The sequence below is a fragment of the Cupriavidus sp. FW216-B1 genome, assembly GCF_058789195.1.
Genome location: NZ_JBYTEL010000003.1, coordinates 164,118 through 182,775 on the forward strand (window position 1 = coordinate 164,118; position 18,658 = coordinate 182,775).

Sequence of the window (18,658 nt, forward strand, 5' to 3'; positions counted from 1 at the left end):
TCACGGCGCGGCCGGCTGGTCCTGGCCCGCGCGGTCGTACACCTTGCCGTATACCGTGTCGTGCACGTAGGCGCGCAGGACCTCGCCGGGATCGGCGAACGACTGCGCCCGCAGCCGTTCCAGCTGCTGCTGCCGGTCGGCGTCCGCGAGGCCGAGGAACTGCTCGACCTGCGCGCGCTGGCGGGCATAGTCGCGATAGCGCTCCTGCCACGACTGGTCGGCCTGCGCCTGCTGCTGGTAGCGCTGCGCGACCTCGGCGCCGTGGGACTGCGCCAGCGCCGCGGCGATGTCCTGCGCGCCGCGCCCCTCGGCCTGCAGCCTGCCGATGGTCTCGCCGATCTGCTGCGGGCGGGCGCTGTCGGCGCGCACCGCGCGGGCGTCGTCGGGCAGCCGGCTGTCGAGCGCGGCCAGCCGCTGCCGGCGCTGCGCCGCGTCGAGGCCGGGCTGCGCGGCCACCTCCAGCCGCTCGAGCATGGCCGCGTCGTAGGCCTCCTCCGCGTCGAACCAGATCGCCGCCACGTCGGGCAGATGGCGCTGGCGCGCGGCGCGGCGCTCGTCCCACAGCCGGCGCAACCGGGCCACCTGGACCGCCGACAGCGCGTCGGCATCGTCGCCCGGCTGTCCCTGGCCCGCGTCCGCCGCGCCGGCATGGACCTCGGCGAGATAACCGCGATAGCGCTGCCACAGCTGCCATGCCTGCGTCGCGGCCGGCTCGGGCACGCGCGCGCGGATGTCGGCGCGCACGAGCGCATCGAGCGCGCCGGCGCTGCCGGCATCGTGGGCGGCGGACAGGAAATAGTCGAAATAGCCGCGCAGGGCGCGGCTTGCATGCAGGTTGCCGCGCGCGTCCGCCGCCAGGCCCGCGGGCACGTCCACGCCGGCCAGCGACGACAACTGCGCCGGCACGCCGGACGCCGCGCCGGATGCGGACATGGCATCGGGCGGCCCGCCCGGCGCCACGCCGGCGGCCACCGGCGCGGCGGCCGGCACTGGCGCCGGCGGCATCGTCATCCAGTAGATGGCGCCGCCCAGCGCGCAGCCGGGCAGCGCCATCCACCACCAGCCCGGCCAGCGCCGCTCAAAGGCGCGCATTGCGCAGGCGGTTGGCGTGGTTGAGGATGACCACGCGCGGGTCGGCGTCCTGGTAGAGGCCGGCAAGCTGGTTCACCTCGTCCAGGTGATTCCAGTAGTAGCCGGTCGCCAGCACCTGGCCCCACTTGCTGCTGCAGACCGACACCATGCCGTCGTTGGGGCCGGCGCCCTTCAGACTCATCAGGCCGGCGGCGCCGGCCATCAGCGCCGTGGTGGGGTCGAGCAGGTTGGAGCGCAGCAGGCTGACCGGGCCGCCGCGCCCGGTCCACGAATACGCGGCCTGCGCGTGGCTGACAAGGTTGCCGGCGGCATCGCGCGCCTGGCGCATCTCGACCGGCGCGCCGGGCGTGGCGCAGTCCGGGCCCAGCGCCGAGGGCGTGCCCGGCTTGAGCGTGGCATTCAGGCGCGCGTTCTGCGCGGCCACCCCGGCGGTGGTCAGGTTTTTGAGCGCGGCCAGCGCGTTCTGGTCCAGCTTCACGCCATTGCTCACGCCCTGGAACCAGCCGATCGCGTCGGCCACGCCCTGGATCACGCCGACCAGCAGCGGGCCGGCCAGCGGGATGCGGTTGATGCCGTTGACGACGTCGAGCACCAGGTCCGCCAGCTCGCTGCCGCGGTGCGGGCTGCCGATGGTGGTCACCGAAGCCACGTCCTGCGGCGACATCGCGGCCAGCATGCGCGAGGTCGGCCCGCCCTGGCTGTGCCCGATCAGGTTGACCTTGTCCGCGCCGCTGTCGAGCTTGACGCCGCGCACGTAGGCCTGCAGCGCCAGCGCGCGCTCCTCGTCGCTGTTGAAGGCCGGCACGGTGGCCACGTACACCCGCGCGCCGTTGGCCCGCAGAAGCTGGGGAATGCCGTACCAGTAGTCCAGCACGCCGCCCATGCGGGCCGCGCCGGTCAGGCCGTGGACCAGCACGATGGGGTAGCGGGTCCGGGCGTAATTGGCGTTGACGTTGGCGTTGGCGTCGGCCGCCGCCGTTCCGGGCCACGCCGCCGCCACGGCGGCCAGCAGCACGCCGGCCCTGCACGCGGCGCGCATCCTTGCCCGCGTCCACGCCGGCGCGGCCGGCATGGCAGTCTCTGTTGCGCCGCAGCGCTTGCCTTGATCCATCTTGTCTCCTCGACGACAGGGTTGTTCCCTTGTTTTTCCCCTTCTTTGTTCTTGTCGGGTAGGAGAGTAAAGACGGCGGCCCGGCCCAGGCAAGCCGGCGCGCTAGCAGGATTCCTCCAAACGGGGCGGCGCGAGGCGCCGCGTCAGCCCGGCACCGGCATGCTGGCGCTGGTCAGCAGCTGCTCGTAGATATAGCACTGCAACAGCGTCAACTCGCGCTCGCCCAGCAGGTCGAACGCCACGCCGAACACCGGAAAGCCGGAGGCGGCGGAAATCGGCGTCGCGCTGCGCGCCACGCCGTCGACCATGATCTCGCTGTCCAGCGCCGCGGTGCGCAGGTGAAAGCACAGCCGCACCGGCGTGCCCGGCGCGGGCACCGCGTCCGCGGTCTCGATCTGCGCGCCGCCGGTGCTCAGGTCCGTCAGCATCACCAGGCGCGACGGCTGGCGCCCGCGCGGCGGCTGGGCGCCCTCGCCAGCCTCGCCGGCGGCGTGGGCGGCAGCCCCCTCGCCCGCGCCGGCCGGGTCCACCAGGTACGCGGCCAGCCGGGTCGGCACCCGGGTCGCCTTGCGCACCGGCAACTGCTGCATCTGCGCCGGCGCGGACAGCACCAGGTAGCGGAACGGGCTGCGGCACACCGCGGTCACGGTGCATTCGAAGCTGAGGATGGCGTGGCCGGAAAAGCCGCGCAGCAGCACGGTCTCGCCCGCCTGCAACTGGAGTTCCTTGCCGCCGAGCTGGGGCCAGGTCACGAACATGCCCTGGTCGACGAAGCCGATCAGCCGGCTGGCCGCCGCGCGCCCGACGTGGCCCTGGTTCTTGATCTGCAGCAGCGTGCCGACCTGCAGGCCGAACGGCCCGGGGCTGGCCTGGCGCTCGTTCTCGGCGGCGTCGCCCGGCTCGCTGTCGGGGCGGCACACGACGCCGTGGCGGAACACCAGCGCGACGTCGCGGTCCTCGGGGATCACGCTGCCGCTGCCCAGCACGAGGTTTCCGCTTTCGTCCAGCAAGGACCAGGGCAAGGGCTGGCCAACCGGGAGATCGTCAGGAGTAAGTGCAATCATGGGAAGCAGCGGTGGATGCCCGACGGCGGGCATGGTGGATCGAACGGCGGCCGGACCTGACGCAGGTCCGCGGGCCGCCACCTGGCGGGGCACCCGGCACGCAATGTCGCCGCCCGGACCCGCCGGACGCGCCGGCCACGAGGTCCCGGGTGGATGGCGCGTCTCATCAGACTTGCTATCGGCCTCCCGCGAAAAACCTTGAGCGCCGCGTTGCGGGATGGCCATCGCGCGCCTTCCCACGCCTTGACGCCGCCCGCCTTTCCCCCGAAAATGCCGCAAAGCTGTCTGACAGCCTTACAGATCAAGATGACCATTCTCAGCCGCCCGGACTCGCTCGCCACCCGCATCGCCGACGCCCTGCGCGCCGACATCGCCGCCGGCCGCTTTGCCGCGGGCGCCCGCCTGCCGGCCGAAGCGGCGCTCGGCGAGACCTTCGGCGTGAGCCGGCCGATCGTGCGCGAGGCCATCGCGCAGCTGAAGGCGGACGGCGTGCTGGTGACGCGCAAGGGCTCCGGCGCCTATGTCTCGGAGACGCCGGGCGGCCAGGTATGGCGCATGCCGAGCGTGCCGCAGGGCGGGCCGACGCTGGCGCAACTGTTCGAGCTGCGCATGGTGGTGGAATGCGCCTGCGCCGAGATGGCCGCGCTGCGCCGCGGCGAGGACGACCTGCTGGCCATCCGCGCGGCGCTGGCCGCCATGCGCGAGCACGCGCAGGACTTTCCCGGCGCCGCCGCGGCCGACGTGGCCTTCCATCACGCCATCGCCCAGGCCGCGCACAACCCGTGCTTCACCGGCCTGACCGATTTCGTCGGCCAGCACCTGCTGGCGGCGCGGCAGACCGCCTGGGAAAACGCGGCGCGCTTTCGCGGCGGCTCGCGCGGCGCCGACGGCGAGCACGCGGCGCTGGTCGAGGCCATCGCCGCCGGCAATGCCGGCGCGGCGCGCCTTGCCGCGCGCCGCCACCTCGCGGCCGCGGCAAGGCGCATGGGGCTGGAACTGAAGCTGCCCTGAAGCGGCGCAGATGCCGCCGCCGCGCGGCACGAACCAACGAACGCACGTCACGAACGGACAAACGGACAAACGGAACGAGGAAGACGATGGAAAAAGTGGATTGCGTGGTGATCGGCGCCGGCGTGGTGGGCCTGGCGGTGGCGCGGGCGCTGGCCCTGCGGGGCCGCGAAGTGATCGTGCTGGAGGCCGAGAACGCCTTCGGCACCATCACCAGCGCGCGCAACAGCGAAGTCATCCACGCCGGCATCTACTACCCGGCCGGCTCGCTCAAGGCCGAGATGTGCGTGCGCGGCCGGGCCATGCTGTACGACTACTGCGCCAGCCATCACGTCAGCCACCAGCGCTGCGGCAAGCTGATCGTGGCCACCTCGCCGGCCCAGGTCGCCACGCTGGAAGGCATCCGCGCCAAGGCCGCCGCCAACGGCGTGCACGACCTGCGGCTGATCGGCCAGGCCGAGGCGCAGGCGCTCGAGCCCAACCTGCACTGCCTCGCCGCCCTGCTCTCGCCATCCACCGGCATCGTCGACAGCCACGGCCTGATGCTGGCGCTGCTGGGCGACGCGGAAAACGCCGGCGCCATGCTGGCGGTGCAGTCGCCGGTGGCCGGCGGCGCGGTCACGCCGGACGGCATCCGCCTCGACGTCGGCGGCGCGGATGGCGGCGCGGACGGCACCACGCTGCTGGCCCGCACCGTCATCAACTCGGCCGGGCTCACCGCGCCGGCGCTGGCGCGCCGCATCGAGGGCGTGCCCGCCGCGCACGTTCCGCCGCAGTTCTACGCCAAGGGCTGCTATTTCACGCTGGCCGGGCGCGCGCCGTTCTCGCGGCTGATCTACCCGGTGCCCGAAGCGGCCGGCCTCGGCGTGCACCTGACCATCGACCTGGGCGGCCAGGCGCGCTTCGGCCCCAATGTGCGCTGGATCGACGAGATCGAGTACGGCGTCGACCCGTCCGACGCCGACAGCTTCTACGACGAGGTGCGCCGCTACTGGCCCGCGCTGGCCGACGGCGCGCTGCAGCCCGGCTACGCCGGCATCCGCCCCAAGATCAGCGGCCCGCGCGAGGCCGCCGCCGACTTCCGCATCGACGGCCCGGCCACCCACGGCGTGCCGGGGCTGGTCAACCTGTTCGGCATCGAGTCGCCGGGGCTGACCTCCTCGCTGGCGCTGGCCGAGCGCGTGGCCAGCCTGGTGTGAGCGCCTGAGCGCCTAGCCGTCGGCGCGAGCCTGCGCGGCTTCGGCGCGGAACGTCATCAGCGCGCACGCGGCGCCGGCCGCCGCCGCCAGCGCGGCCAGCCCGAAGGTATGGGCCGGCCCCAGCGCCTTCCAGGTCCAGCCCATCGCCAGCCCGCCCAGCGTGCCGCCCAGGCCGTAGGAAATGCCGGTGTAGAGCGCCTGGCCGCGCCCTTGCAGCGGCCCGGCGAACCAGCGCTGCAGCCGCTTGAGGCTGGCGCTGTGGTGCGCGCCGAAGGTGGCCGCGTGCAGCACCTGCACCAGCGCCATCAGCCACGCCAGCTGCGCCAGGTAGCCGGTCAGGCCGAAGCGCAGCGCCGCCAGCACGAAGGTGCCGGCCAGGATGGCGCGCAGCGGCACGGCGTCGAACAGCCGGCCCTGGTAGAAGAAGAACACGATCTCCGCCACCACGCCGATGGTCCACATCACGCCGATGGCGAACTTGCTGTAGCCGAGCTGCTCCAGGTAGAGCGAATAGAACACGTACAGCGCGGCGTGCGCGAACATCATCAGGAAGGCCGAGGCCATGAACCAGCGCACGTCGGCGCGCCGCAGCAGCGGCAGCGCCGGCGGCGGCTTCACGCGCGGGCCTTCCTCGGGCGCGTCGCGCAGGCCGAACACCACCACCAGGAACAGCGCCAGCATGGCGCTGGCCAGCCACGGAAAAGCCTCCATGCCGAGCCGCCCGAACAGCGCGCCGCCCAGCAGCACGGCGGCGATGAAGCCGGCCGAGCCGAACATGCGGATGCGCCCGTAGCGGTGATCGAAGGCGCCGTAGCGGCGCAGCGTGGAAATGGTGAGCGCGTCGCCCAGCGGCGACATCGCGCTGGTGATCAGGTTCAGCCCGATCATCATCGCCATCATGCCGCCGTAGCTGGTGATGCCCGGCACCGCCAGGAAGGCCAGCAAGGCGCTCACGCCGGCCAGGCGCAGCAGGCGCACCCGGGTATGCATCACGTCCGACAGCCAGCCCCAGAAATACGGGCCGACGATGCGGCTGACCTGGAAGCACGCCATCAGCACGCCGATCTGCACCGGGTTGAAGCCGCGCCCGGCGAAGAACAGGCTCACATAGGGCGAGATGACGCCGACATAACCGTAGTAGCCGAGATAGAACAGGCCGAAGCGCGTCTCGGACAGGCGCCCGGCCGGCCCGGCGCCGGCCGCTTGCGTGGCCGTCTCGCCGGCCCGCGGCTGGACCCGCGCCAACTCAGCGCGGCTGGCCGGACTGCGGCGCCCGCGCGGGGATGCGCGGCGTGTCGACCTTGACGTCGCCGCACTGGGCGCGCTGGCGCAGCGCGTGGTCGATCAGCACCAGCGCCAGCATGGCCTCGGCGATCGGCGTGGCGCGGATGCCCACGCACGGGTCGTGGCGGCCGAAGGTCTCCACGGTGGCCGTCTGGCCGGTCTTGTCGATCGATTCGCGCGGCGTGCGGATGCTGGAAGTGGGCTTGATCGCCAGCGAGACGGTCACGTCCTGGCCGGTCGAGATGCCGCCCAGCACGCCGCCCGCATTGTTGGTGCGAAAGCCCTCCGGCGTCAGCTCGTCGCCATGCACGCTGCCGCGCTGGCCGACGCTGTCGAAGCCGGCGCCGATCTCCACGCCCTTGACCGCGTTGATGCCCATCATGGCGTGCGCGATGTCGGCGTCGAGCCGGTCGAACAGCGGCTCGCCCAGGCCCACCGGCACGCCGCTGGCCACCACCTCGATGCGCGCGCCGACCGAGTCGCCGTCGCGGCGCAGCGCGTCCATGTAGGTTTCCAGCTCCGGCACGATCTCCGCGTTGGCGGCGAAGAACGGGTTCTGCGGCACCTCGGCCCAGTCCATGAACGGCACCTGGATCTCGCCCAGCTGCGACATGTAGCCCCGGATCTCGGTGCCGTACTGCTCGCGCAGCCACTTCTTGGCCACCGCGCCGGCCGCCACCACCGGCGCGGTCAGGCGCGCCGACGAGCGGCCGCCGCCGCGGTGATCGCGGATGCCGTACTTCTGCCAGTAGGTGTAGTCGGCGTGGCCCGGGCGGAAGGTCTCGACGATGTTGCCGTAGTCCTTGCTGCGCTGGTCGGTGTTGCGGATCAGCAGGCAGATCGGCGTGCCGGTGGTCTTGCCTTCGAACACGCCGGACAGGATCTCGACCTGGTCGGCCTCCTGGCGCTGGGTGACGTGGCGCGAGGTGCCGGGCCGGCGGCGGTCCAGGTCGCCCTGGATGTCGGCCTCGCTCAGGGCCATGCCCGGCGGGCAGCCGTCCACCACCGCGCCGATGGCCGGGCCGTGCGATTCGCCGAACGTGGTGACTGTGAAGAGCAGGCCGAGGGTATTGCCGGACATGATGGAGAACCGCGACAGCGCGTGGAAATTGGGGAACGGGCTACATTGTAAGGCTTTTGCCGCCCGCCCGGCCCCGCGCCGGCGTGCGGCGAAGCCGCCGCATGCCGGCCGCGGGGACGCCTCAGCGCCACTCGCCGCGCAGGCCCTGCACCACCTGCTGCAGGCTCTCCGGCGTGGCCAGCTCCGGCGCGATCGGGTCGCCCACCACCAGCTCCAGCCGGTTCAGGATGCCGCGCCGGAACGGCCGCGACATGGCCGCGCCGCCCTGGCGCGAGAAGAAGCTGCCCCACAGCCCGCGCAGCGCCATCGGCACCACCGGCACCGGCGTGCGGCGGATGATCTGCTGCACGCCCTGCTTGAACGGATTGATCTCGCCGTTGGCGGTGATCTTGCCCTCGGGGAAGATGCAGACCAGGTCGCCCTCGGCAAGCGCGCGCGCCACCTCGTCATAGGCGCGCTCGAGCATCTGCGGGTCTTCGTGCGCGGGCGCGATCGGGATCGCCTTGGCCTGGCGGAAGAACCACGACAGCAGCGGCACCTTGAAGATGCGGTGATCCATGACGAAGCGCACCGGACGCGGGCTGCCCGCCATCAGCACCACCGCGTCGGCGAAGCTGACGTGGTTGCAGACCAGCACCGCCGGGCCCTCGGCCGGGATGCGCTCGGCGTTCACGCGCCGCAGCCGGTACACGGTGTGCACCAGGATCCAGGCAATGAAGCGCAGCAGGAATTCGGGCACCAGGCTGTAGATGTAGATCGCCACCACCGCGTTGAGCACGCCCACCGCCAGGAACAGCTCGGGGATGGTGAAGCCGGCCTGGGTCATGACCATCGCCATCAGCGACGAAGCGATCATGAAAAAGCTGTTGAGAATGTTGTTGGCGGCGATGATGCGGGCCCGGTGCGTGGGCGCGCAGCGGCTCTGGATCAGCGCGTACAGCGGCACGCTGTAGAAGCCGCCGAACATCGCCAGCAGGAACAGGTCGGCCAGCACGCGCCAGTGGCGCGGCTCGGCGAGGAAGCCGGCCAGCCCCGACAGTTGGGCGTGATGCTCGCCGTGGCTGCCGAAGAACAGGTCGAGCGCGAACACCGTCATGCCGATCGAGCCGAACGGCACCAGCCCGATCTCCACGTGCCGCCCCGACAGCCGCTCGCACAGCAGCGAGCCGGTGCCGATGCCGAGCGAGAACACCGCCAGCAGCAGCGTCACCACGTTCTGGTCGCCGCCGAGCACGTCCTTGGCGAAGCTGAAGAACGAGGTCAGGAAGGTCGCGCCGAGGAACCACAGCCAGGAAATGCCGAGCAGGCTCAGGAACACCGTGCGGTTGGTGCGCGCCAGCGCCAGGTTGCGCCAGGTCTCGGTAAACGGGTTCCAGTTGATGCGCAGGTCCGGCTGCGGCGCCGGCGAGTCCGGCACGCGCGCCGACACCACGCGCCCGGCCAGCGCCAGCAGCACGCAGGCCGCGCCCACGTAGAGCGGCCCCGTCATGCGCCCGCCGTGCGCGATGCCGGCCAGCTCGCCGCCCAGCAGCGTGCCGAGCAGGATGGCGACGAAGGTGCCCATCTCCACCAGCCCGTTGCCGCCGACCAGCTCGGTTTCATCGAGATGCTGCGGCAGGTAGGCGAACTTGACCGGGCCGAACAGCGTCGAGTGCAGGCCCATCAGGAACGTGCCGAGGTAGAGCAAGGCCGCGCTGTGCAGGGCGAAGCCGGCCAGGCCCAGCAGCATGATGCCGATCTCCAGCGTCTTGACCATGCGGATCAGCCGGGACTTCTCGATCTTGTCGGCGATCTGCCCGCTGGTGGCCGAGAACAGCACGAACGGCGCGATGAAGATGGCCGAGATCAGGAACGCCGCGCTGCGGGCGTCGACGCCCTCGAACAGGGCCGTGTGGTAGGTGACGAGGGAGGTAAAGGCAACCTTGAACAGGTTGTCGTTCATGGCCCCGAGGAACTGGGTCCAGAAGAACGGGGCGAAACGGCGCGAGCGGAGCAGTCGGAATTGGTTTTGTTGGCTCATGTAGACAGGAAAGAGATGACCCCGGCAAGCCGGATGCCCGTGGCGGGCGCCCGGCGCGACATTGCTGGCAACGTGGCTGCCGCCGCGGGCGCGCCCGCGGCGCGCGCACCCGATGCACACCCGATGCGCGCCCGCGGCGCTTGATTCCGTTCACATCGCCGCGGCGCCGCCCGTCCGGCACCCGCGGCGCGCCGCCGGCCTCAGTCGGTCTTTTCTTCCGGCCAGTCGCGGATATAGGCCTTGAGCATGCGGTTCTCGAAGCTCTGCTCCTCCACCACCGCCTTGGCCACGTCGTAGAAGGAAATCACGCCCATCAGGGTGCGGTTGTCCATCACCGGCAGGTAGCGCGTGTGGCGTTCCAGCATCATGCGGCGCACTTCGTTGACGTCGGTTTCCATCGTGCAGGTCAGCGGCGCGTCGTCCATCACCTTGCGCAGGCTGAAGGTGCCCACCGAGCCGTTGTTGGCGGCCAGCGTGTTGATGATCTCGCGGAAGGTCAGCATGCCGACCAGCTCGCCGTACTCCATCACCACCAGCGAGCCGATGTCGTGCTCGGCCATCGTCCTGACCGCCAGCTGCAGCGAGGTGTCGGGCGTCACGGTAAAGAGCGTGTTGCCCTTGATCTGCAGGATGTCGCTGACTTTCATGGTGGTCTCCGCTTGCTGAATCTGCTTGTATGTATCTGCTGATGTACTGCCGCTGCCGGCCGGCGATACCGCGGGTTCGAATCCTACCCTTTCCGCCATTATTATGGAGAAGAGAGGGGAATTCGAACCCCCGATAGGCTATTAACCTATGCATGCTTCCAGGCGTGCGACTTGAACAACCCCGGCACCGCCGGATGGGCCGATCCTAGCCGAAACCGCCCGCCCAAGTAAAGCGCGGCGGCCCCGCGAGCCGCCCCGGCGCGCGCTTTGCCGTGCCCCGGCGCCGTCGCCGGATGCTACGATGCGCACCGGAGACAACTCTTGCCCTGGAAGCCATGTCCGGTACCCGATTCGACACCCTGGCGCTGCATGCCGGCGCCGCCCCCGACCCCGCCACCGGCGCGCGGGCCACGCCCATCCACCTGACCACGTCCTTCGTCTTCCGCGACAGCGAGCACGCCGCCTCGCTGTTCAACATGGAACGCGCCGGCCACGTCTACTCGCGCATCTCCAACCCCACCGTGGCGGTGTTCGAGGAGCGCGTCGCCGCGCTGGAGAACGGCGCCGGCGCGATCGGCGTGGCCTCCGGCCAGGCCGCGCTGCACCTCGCCGTGGCCACGCTGATGGGCGCCGGCTCGCACATCGTGGCGTCCAGCGCGCTGTACGGCGGCTCGCACAACCTGCTGCACTACACGCTGCGCCGCTTCGGCATCGAGACCACCTTCGTGCAGGCGCGCGACATCGACGCCTGGCGCGCCGCCATCCGGCCCGAGACCCGGCTGCTGTTCGGCGAATCGCTCGGCAACCCCGGCCTGGACGTGCTCGACATCCCCACGCTGGCCCAGCTCGGCCGCGACCACGGCATCCCGCTGCTGGTCGACTCCACCTTCACCACGCCCTACCTGCTCAGGCCGTTCGACCACGGCGCCGGCCTGCTCTACCACTCGGCCACCAAGTTCCTGGGCGGGCACGGCACCACCATCGGCGGCGTGCTGGCCGAGGGCGGCACCTTCGATTTCGAGGCCTCCGGCCGCTTCCCCGAGCTGTCGGAGCCGTATGCCGGCTTCCACAACATGGTGTTTACCGAGGAAAGCACGGTGGCGCCGTTCCTGCTGCGCGCGCGCCGCGAAGGCCTGCGCGATTTCGGCGCCTGCCTCAACCCGATGGCCGCCTGGCAACTGCTGCAAGGCATCGAGACCCTGCCGCTGCGCATGGCCCGGCACGTGGACAACGCGCGCCGCGTGGTGCAGTTCCTGGTCTCGCACCCGATGGTGGAGTCGGTGGCCTACCCCGAGCTCGAATCCCACCCCGACTACGAACTCGCCAAGCGCCTGCTGCCGCGCGGCGCCGGCGCCGTGTTCAGCTTCAACCTCAAGGGCGACCGCGCCGCCGGCCAGCGCTTCATCGAAAGCCTGGCGCTGTTCTCTCACCTGGCCAACGTCGGCGACGCGCGCTCGCTGGTGATCCACCCCGCCTCCACCACGCACTTCCGCATGGACGCGGCGGCGCTGCAGGCCGCCGGCATCGGCGAAGGCACCATCCGCCTGTCGGTCGGCCTGGAAGACGCGGACGACCTGATCGACGATCTCAAGCGCGGCCTCAAGGCCGCCGAGCGCGCCATGAGCGGCAAGGGAGGGCAAGCCTGATGGAACTGACGATCGCGGGCCGCAAGGCCTACGCCTACACCGGCGGCAAACCCTTCAACCCGGCCCTGCCGTGCGCCGTGTTCGTGCACGGCGCGCAGAACGACCACAGCGTGTGGGCCCTGCAGACGCGCTGGTTCGCCAACCACGGCTTCGGCGTGCTGGCGGTGGACCTGCCCGGCCACAACCGCAGCGAAGGCGCGCCGCTCAAGACCATCGAGGCGATGGCCGACTGGGTGGCCGAACTGCTGCGCGCCGCCGGCGTCGCCGCGCCGGCGCTGGTGTTCGGCCACAGCATGGGATCGCTGATCGCGCTGGAAACCGCCGCGCGCCACCCCGATGCGGTGCGCGCCATCGCGCTGCTGGCCACGGCCTACCCGATGAAGGTCTCCGACGCCCTGCTCGAGGCCTCGCTCAAGCAGGTGGACCAGGCCATCGCGATGGTCAATGCGTGGTCGCACTCCAGCCTCGCCAACAAGCCGTCCTCGCCGGGACCCGGCTCGTGGATGCAGGGCGGCAGCCAGCGCCTGATGGAGCGCGTGGCGCAGCGCAACCCGCAGGGCCACGTCTTCCACAACGACTTCTCGGCCTGCAACGCCTACGCCAACGGCGAAGCCGCCGCCGCCGCGGTGCGCTGCCCGGCGCTGTTCATCAGCGGTAGCAAGGACATGATGACCTCGCCCAAGGCCGCGCTGGCGCTGGCGGCAAGAATGGCTTCGGCCAGCACCGTCTCCGTGCCCTGCGGCCACGCGCTGATGGGCGAAAAACCCGACGAAGTGCTCGACGCGCTGGCCGCATTCGCGCGCAAGGCGGTGGCGGCGGGTTGAGCGAGGCTTCGGCCCAAAGGCACGCCGCCCCTCTCCCCCGACCCCTCTCCCGCAAGCGGGAGAGGGGAGCAAACCCAGGGCGATTGACGAAGCCCGCGAATGGGCCCAAGCCGCCAGAGCTAGCCCAAGCAAGGTGTCCTCCCTCTCCCCTCACGGGGAGAGGGGCGGTTCGGCTAGGAGCCGCATCAAGCGGGGCCAACGGTGTTGTCCGGCATCGCAGCCCCGTGAAGACCCCTCTGGACACCCGCCCCACGCCGGCTAGACTGAAACATGCCGCACCCCCACAGGAGTACGACATGCCCCAGGCACGCACCCGCGAATTCCGGAATTTCGCCGCCTTCTACCCGTTCTACCTGAACGAGCACCGCAACCTCACCTGCCGCCGGCTCCATTTCGCCGGCTCCACGGTGGCGCTGCTGTGCCTGCTGGCGCTGCTCGTCAGCGGCAACTGGTGGTGGCTGGCGGCGGCCGCGGTGTCGGGCTACGCCTTCGCCTGGGTCGGCCATTTCGGGTTCGAGAAGAACCGCCCGGCCACGTTCCGCCACCCGTTCTACAGCCTGATGGGCGACTGGGTCATGTACGCCGACATCTGGCGCGGCAGGATTCCGTTCTAGCCGCGCGCGCGGCTCAGATCTGGCCGTGCCAGCCCGGCGGCACCACTTCCAGCGCGCGGCGCGCGCCCTCGGCCGGACGGCCGGGCGCCGCCGCTTCCTCTTCCGCCAAGACCTGGGCCTGCGCCTGCCGCTGCGCGAACACCGCTTCCAGCGGCTGGTCCAGGCGCGGGTTGTCCAGCACCTGCCGCAGCGCGTCGGCGCCCTGCAACTGCTGCGCCAGCGCAGTGCGCGGCAGGCGCGGCAGGTTCAGCACCAGGCGGTCGTGCAGCGTGCGCAGCGTCACGTGGGCGGGGTCGCACAGCAGCGCCCAGTGGGCCTGGCCGCGGTCCTGCGCCAGCTTGCCGATCAGGTGCATCGCCTTGAGCCGGCCGAGCAGGCCGGACAGGTAGTCCGCTTCCACCCGCAGCTTGCGCCCGAGGTCGAGCTCGCCGATGCTGCGCGGCACTTCGTCGCGCGCGCGATAGAGCAGGTAGAGCACGCCGAGCGCGTCGAAGAACTCGCTGCCGGCGAACGTGCGGCGGCGCCAGTAGCCCTGGCGGATCACCGGCAGGTTGGCGGCGATGGTGGCGCCCAGCAGCGTCACCAGCCAGCTCAGGTAGATCCACAGCAGGAAGATCGGCAGCGCGGCGAAGGTGCCGTAGACCGCGGTGTAGGTCGGGATGTGCGTGACGAAGTAGCCGAAGCCGCGCTTGGCGAACTCGAACGCCAGCGCCGCCACCAGCCCCGCGGTGATGGCGTCGCGCCACTCCACGCTGGCATTGGGCACGGCGATGTAGAGGAAGGCGAAGGCCAGCGCCGACAGCACCACCGGCGTCAGGCTCACCAGCAGACCCAGCCCCAGCGGCATGGTGCCCGCGTAGCCGGCCGAGACCGAGATCAGGTAGGAGCTGATCGACAGGCTGGCGCCGATCAGCACCGGCCCCAGCGTCAGCACCGCCCAGAACACCAGCACGCGCTGCGCCAGCGGGCGGCGCTGCTTGACGCGCCAGATCGCGTTGAGCGCGTCCTCCACCGTCAGCATGGTCAGCACCGAAGTCACCATCAGGCCGCCCAGGCCGGCCGCGGTCAGGCCCCTGGCGTTCTTGGAAAACTGCCCGAGATAGCTGGTGATGGAATCGCTGACGTTGCCGGGAATCAGGTTCTGGAACAGGAAGGTCTCGATGGAGCTGCGGAACTCGCGGAACACCGGGAACGCGGCCAGCAGCGCGAACGCCACGGTCAGCACCGGCACCACCGCCAGCACGGTGGTGAAGGTCAGGCTGGCCGACACCTGCGGCAGGCGGTCCTCGGCCGCGCGGCGCAGCGCGTAGCGGGTCAGCGCGCGCAGCTTCTGCAGGTTCCATTCCCTGCGCAGGCGGACGATGCGGGCGGCGAACATGCGGGGGCGGGCTCCTGGCGTGATGCGGTGATGATGGGTGGTGATGACGGGCGGCAATGATCGGCAGCAATCGATAGCAATCGACAGCAATCGGCGCCGGCGACGCCGCCATGACGGCTCCGGCGGGCCGCGCCGGGGCCACAACTATAATACGCGCATTGCCCGGCGCGCCGCGCCCGGCGCCAACCAGCCTGCCCTTGCTGCCTGCCACCCGGCGCGGCCAGCCGCGGCCCCGTCCATGACCGACATCCTCGTCCTCTACTACAGCCGCCACGGCAGCACCCGCAAGCTCGCGGAACTGATCGCCCACGGCATCGACAGCGTGCCCGGCGCCCATGCCCGCCTGCGCACGGTGCCGCCGGTATCCACCGTCAGCGAGGCCACCGCGCCGGACATCCCCGCCGACGGCCCGCCCTATGCCGAGCTGCGCGACCTGGAGGAATGCCAGGGCCTGGCGCTGGGCAGCCCGACCCGCTTCGGCAACATGGCCGCGCCGATGAAATACTTCCTCGACGGCACCGTGGCGCAGTGGCTGTCGGGCGCGCTCAGCGGCAAGCCGGCCTGCGTGTTCACCGCCACCGGCAGCCTGCACGGCGGCCAGGAAACCACGCTGCTGTCGATGATGCTGCCGCTGCTCCACCACGGCATGCTGCTGGTCGGCCTGCCCTACTCGGAAAGCGCGCTGATGACCACCGCCGGCGGCGGCACGCCCTACGGCCCCAGCCACCACGCGCGCGTGGACAACAGCGCGCCGGTGTCCGAGGACGAAGCCGCGCTGGCGCGCGCGATGGGCCGCCGCCTGGCCGAGACCGCGCTGCGGCTGGCCGCCGGGAGCCGCGCATGAGCGCCGCGCCGGCCGGCGCCGCGGCCACCGACGGCGCGCTGCACAGCGCCGCGCTGTACCGCCTGAGCGCCGGCAGCCTGCTCGCGCTGATCGTGCTGTGCATCGCCTGGGAATGGTTCCTCGCGCCGCTGCGCCCGGGCGGCTCGTGGCTGGTCCTCAAGTTCCTGCCGCTGCTGCTGCCGCTGCGCGGCGTGCTGACGCGCAACCGCTACACCATGCAGTGGTCGTCGATGCTGATCCTGCTGTTCTTCACCGAAGGCATCGTGCGCGCCACCAGCGACCGCCCGCCCTCCTCCGCGCTGGCGTGGCTCGAGGTGGCGCTGACGCTGCTGTTCTTCTTCGCCACCATCCTCTACCTGCGCCCGTACAAGCGCCGCGCCCGGGCGCTGCAGCCGGCCCGCCGCAAGTAGCCGCGCCGGCAACCACGCCCGCCACACCAGAAGCCGCACCGGACCTCACCATGACCGCCACGCAGTTCGAATCCTTCCTCGCCCTCTGCCGCGCCGCGCTGGGCAGCCAGCACGTGCTGACCGACGACGCCGACAAGGCGCCCTACCTGACCGACTGGCGCAAGCGCTACACCGGCGAGGCCATCGCCGTGCTGCGCCCCGGCACCACCGAGGAAGTCGCCGCCGCCGTGCATGCCTGCCACGCGCACCAGATCGCGATGGTGCCGCAGGGCGGCAACACCGGGCTGTGCGGCGGCGCCACGCCGGCGGCCGGCACCGGGTCCGTGGTGATCTCGCTGCAGCGGCTCAACCGCGTGCGGCAGGTCGACCCGCTCAACAACACCGTCACCGTGGAAGCCGGCGTGATCCTGCAGCAGCTGCAGGACACCGCGCGCGAGCACGGCCGCCTGTTCCCGCTGAGCCTGGCGGCCGAAGGCAGCTGCACCATCGGCGGCAACCTCGGCACCAACGCGGGCGGCACCGGCGTGCTGCGCTACGGCAACACGCGCGAGCTGTGCCTGGGGCTGGAAGTGGTCACGCCGTCCGGCGAGGTCTGGGACGGCCTGCGCGGCCTGCGCAAGGACAATACCGGCTACGACCTGCGCGACCTGTTCATCGGCGCCGAAGGCACGCTCGGCATCATCACCGCCGCCGTCATGAAGCTCTACCCGCTGCCGCGCGCGCGCGTGACCGCGCTGGCCGCGGTGGCCAGCCCGCGCGCCGCGCTGGCGCTGCTGGCCATCGCCCAGCAGCGCGCCGGGGCGCTGCTGACCGGTTTCGAGCTGATGTCGCAGATGTGCCTGTCGCTCGTCACCACGCACTACCCGCAACTGCGCTATCCGTTCGACCGCCCGCATCCGCAGGTGGTGCTGCTGGAACTGTCCGACAACGAAAGCGAGGAACACGCGCGCGCCATCTTCGAGGCCATGATGGAAACCGCGTTCGAGACCGGCGTGGTGGAAGACGCCGTGGTGGCCGAGTCCGTGCAGCAATCGCGCGACTTCTGGAACCTGCGCGAGCACATCCCGCTGGCGCAGGTGGAGGAAGGCAAGAACATCAAGCACGACATCGCCGTGCCGATCTCGCGCGTTGCCGACTTCATCGACACCACCGACGCGCTCATCCAGCAGGCCTTCCCCGGCGCGCGCATGGTCACGTTCGGCCATCTCGGCGACGGCAACCTGCACTACAACGTGTCGCCGCCGGCGGGCCAGAACCACGACGCCTTCCTCGACAACAGCCCCGCCGTCAACGCCATCGTGCACGACAGCGTGCACGCCCACCGCGGCTCGATCTCGGCCGAGCACGGCCTGGGCCAGCTCAAGCGCGAGGAAAACCGCCGCTACAAGAGCGAGGTCGAGCTGGCCATGATGCGCGCGGTCAAGCAGGCGCTGGACCCGCGGGGGCTGATGAATCCCGGCAAGGTGGTCTAGCGTCCGGCGCCCGGAGAACGCCTGCCCTAGCCGGGCAGGCAGCTTTCGATGCCGCGGATGACCACGTTCACGTACAGGTCGAAGCTCGTGTCCATCGGCGCGTCGGTGCCGTTCTGCCACCTGACGATGAACGCCTTGTTGGCCATGTCCGGCAGGTATCGGGCCAGCGTGGGATAGTCCATCGCGCGGATCGAACGGGTCCGCTCCTGCAGCTGCCGCGCCCAGGCTTCCGTGTCGTCCTTCGGCACCGATGCGTATTCCAGGGTCGGAAAGCCCACCATCGTGGAGACCACGACGTTGTACATCTCCAGCATGCGGTCGTCCGGGCAGCCCGCGGCGCGCAGCACCGAGAGAATGCGGTCGATCAGCGTCGGGCTCAGGCTCGCGTTCGCCACCAGCTGGGCGCCCACCAGCTGGGCGATGTTCGGATGCCGGCGCATGACGTCGCGGCAGCGGACGAACAATTCCCTCAGCCAGTCCTGCCATGCCAGCTCGCCCGGCTCGGGCGCGACGTCGACCATCGTGGTCTCGACCACGGACGCCAGGAGGTCGTCGCGCGTGGCCACGTGCCAGTACAGGGCGGCGGGATAGACGCCCAGCGAGCGGGCAACGTCGCGCAGGCTGAACGCCATCACACCGTTGCGGTCGATCTGCTCGAGGGCGGCCGCGACGATCTTCTCCCGGGTCAGGGCCGGTCCCGAAGCCCTCCCCCGCGGCGCGCGCGCCGCCTCCTTCCTGGCGGCGGGCGGCGCGGCCGGCACCGCCCGCTTGCGAACGCCCTGGGCGGAGGCGCTCTTCTTCGCCCCGGCGCCGGCTGCGGCTTTGACCGCGACTTTGACCGCGGTCTTGACCGTGCCCTTGTCGCCTGCCCTGGTCCTCGTGGTCCCCGCGCCGCTGGTGCTCCTGGTGCCCCTGGTCCCTGTAGCCATCATGTCTCTTACTTGGTGTTCAGTAAGATCATTGT

17 protein-coding genes are annotated in these 18,658 nt (G+C 71.2%); 8 read left to right on the forward strand and 9 right to left on the reverse strand.

The window, feature by feature from the left end; genetic code table 11:
- The 3 genes from AC3WXD_RS10510 to AC3WXD_RS10520 all read right to left on the reverse strand — a co-directional run bounded on the left by AC3WXD_RS10510 (window position 1) and on the right by AC3WXD_RS10520 (window position 3,267).
- Entirely contained in the window at window positions 1-1,092 is a 1,092-nt protein-coding gene (locus tag AC3WXD_RS10510) for a lipase secretion chaperone (RefSeq protein WP_492323641.1), read from the reverse strand.
- Window positions 1,079-2,164, reverse strand: coding sequence for an esterase/lipase family protein (locus AC3WXD_RS10515; RefSeq protein ID WP_492323791.1), 1,086 nt, complete (start codon window positions 2,162-2,164; stop codon window positions 1,079-1,081). Before AC3WXD_RS10515 ends, AC3WXD_RS10510 begins: the two co-directional genes overlap by 14 nt.
- Window positions 2,165-2,346: 182 nt before the next feature.
- Window positions 2,347-3,267, reverse strand: coding sequence for a flagellar brake protein (locus AC3WXD_RS10520; RefSeq protein ID WP_454731379.1), 921 nt, complete (start codon window positions 3,265-3,267; stop codon window positions 2,347-2,349).
- Window positions 3,268-3,573: 306 nt separating this feature from the next.
- Here AC3WXD_RS10520 and AC3WXD_RS10525 point away from each other — a divergent pair, with 306 nt between their 5' ends.
- Window positions 3,574-4,278 carry a FadR/GntR family transcriptional regulator gene (locus AC3WXD_RS10525; RefSeq protein ID WP_020202584.1) on the forward strand — a complete coding sequence of 235 codons (705 nt, stop codon included), beginning with the start codon at window positions 3,574-3,576 and terminating at the stop codon, window positions 4,276-4,278.
- Between the two features lie 86 nt (window positions 4,279-4,364).
- Window positions 4,365-5,474: an NAD(P)/FAD-dependent oxidoreductase gene (locus tag AC3WXD_RS10530; protein WP_492323642.1), complete on the forward strand. Its 1,110-nt coding sequence runs from the start codon at window positions 4,365-4,367 to the stop codon at window positions 5,472-5,474.
- A gap of 12 nt (window positions 5,475-5,486) precedes the next feature.
- Here AC3WXD_RS10530 and AC3WXD_RS10535 read toward each other — a convergent pair whose 3' ends face one another.
- From AC3WXD_RS10535 to AC3WXD_RS10550, 4 genes are all read right to left on the reverse strand, one after another.
- Entirely contained in the window at window positions 5,487-6,719 is a 1,233-nt protein-coding gene (locus tag AC3WXD_RS10535; RefSeq protein ID WP_020202582.1) for an MFS transporter, read from the reverse strand.
- A gap of 1 nt (window position 6,720) precedes the next feature.
- Window positions 6,721-7,839, reverse strand: a complete 1,119-nt coding sequence (aroC, locus tag AC3WXD_RS10540) for a chorismate synthase (RefSeq protein WP_492323643.1) — start codon at window positions 7,837-7,839, stop codon at window positions 6,721-6,723.
- 121 nt (window positions 7,840-7,960) lie between these two features.
- Complete coding sequence (locus AC3WXD_RS10545) at window positions 7,961-9,859, reverse strand: MFS transporter (RefSeq protein ID WP_492323644.1); 1,899 nt, start codon at window positions 9,857-9,859, stop codon at window positions 7,961-7,963.
- Between the two features lie 200 nt (window positions 9,860-10,059).
- The gene (locus AC3WXD_RS10550) at window positions 10,060-10,506 is read right to left on the reverse strand and encodes a CBS domain-containing protein (RefSeq protein ID WP_020202579.1); all 447 of its coding nucleotides are present in this window, start codon (window positions 10,504-10,506) and stop codon (window positions 10,060-10,062) included.
- A 335-nt stretch (window positions 10,507-10,841) separates the two neighbouring features.
- Here AC3WXD_RS10550 and AC3WXD_RS10555 point away from each other — a divergent pair, with 335 nt between their 5' ends.
- From AC3WXD_RS10555 to AC3WXD_RS10565, 3 genes are all read left to right on the forward strand, one after another.
- Entirely contained in the window at window positions 10,842-12,152 is a 1,311-nt protein-coding gene (locus tag AC3WXD_RS10555; RefSeq protein WP_020202578.1) for an O-acetylhomoserine aminocarboxypropyltransferase, read from the forward strand.
- Window positions 12,152-12,976 carry an alpha/beta fold hydrolase gene (locus tag AC3WXD_RS10560; RefSeq protein WP_059413140.1) on the forward strand — a complete coding sequence of 275 codons (825 nt, stop codon included), beginning with the start codon at window positions 12,152-12,154 and terminating at the stop codon, window positions 12,974-12,976. The genes AC3WXD_RS10555 and AC3WXD_RS10560 overlap by 1 nt, the downstream gene beginning before the upstream one ends.
- Window positions 12,977-13,272: 296 nt before the next feature.
- Window positions 13,273-13,590, forward strand: coding sequence for an Mpo1-like protein (locus tag AC3WXD_RS10565; RefSeq protein ID WP_492323645.1), 318 nt, complete (start codon window positions 13,273-13,275; stop codon window positions 13,588-13,590).
- A gap of 13 nt (window positions 13,591-13,603) precedes the next feature.
- Here the strand turns inward: AC3WXD_RS10565 and AC3WXD_RS10570 are convergent, their stop codons facing one another.
- Window positions 13,604-14,968, reverse strand: a complete 1,365-nt coding sequence (locus tag AC3WXD_RS10570) for a YihY family inner membrane protein (RefSeq protein WP_020202575.1) — start codon at window positions 14,966-14,968, stop codon at window positions 13,604-13,606.
- Between the two features lie 238 nt (window positions 14,969-15,206).
- On the opposite strand from AC3WXD_RS10570, the gene wrbA reads away from it, so the two are divergent.
- The 3 genes from wrbA to AC3WXD_RS10585 are packed head-to-tail and all read left to right on the forward strand — an operon-like array spanning window position 15,207 to window position 17,694.
- Window positions 15,207-15,812: an NAD(P)H:quinone oxidoreductase gene (gene wrbA / locus AC3WXD_RS10575; protein ID WP_492323646.1), complete on the forward strand. Its 606-nt coding sequence runs from the start codon at window positions 15,207-15,209 to the stop codon at window positions 15,810-15,812.
- Window positions 15,809-16,222, forward strand: a complete 414-nt coding sequence (locus tag AC3WXD_RS10580; protein ID WP_059413143.1) for a DUF2069 domain-containing protein — start codon at window positions 15,809-15,811, stop codon at window positions 16,220-16,222. Before wrbA ends, AC3WXD_RS10580 begins: the two co-directional genes overlap by 4 nt.
- A gap of 50 nt (window positions 16,223-16,272) precedes the next feature.
- A complete protein-coding gene (locus tag AC3WXD_RS10585) occupies window positions 16,273-17,694 on the forward strand; it encodes an FAD-binding oxidoreductase (RefSeq protein WP_492323647.1) in 1,422 nt (473 codons plus the stop codon).
- A gap of 26 nt (window positions 17,695-17,720) precedes the next feature.
- Here the strand turns inward: AC3WXD_RS10585 and AC3WXD_RS10590 are convergent, their stop codons facing one another.
- Complete coding sequence (locus AC3WXD_RS10590; protein ID WP_059413145.1) at window positions 17,721-18,626, reverse strand: TetR/AcrR family transcriptional regulator; 906 nt, start codon at window positions 18,624-18,626, stop codon at window positions 17,721-17,723.
- Window positions 18,627-18,658: the final 32 nt, after the last annotated feature.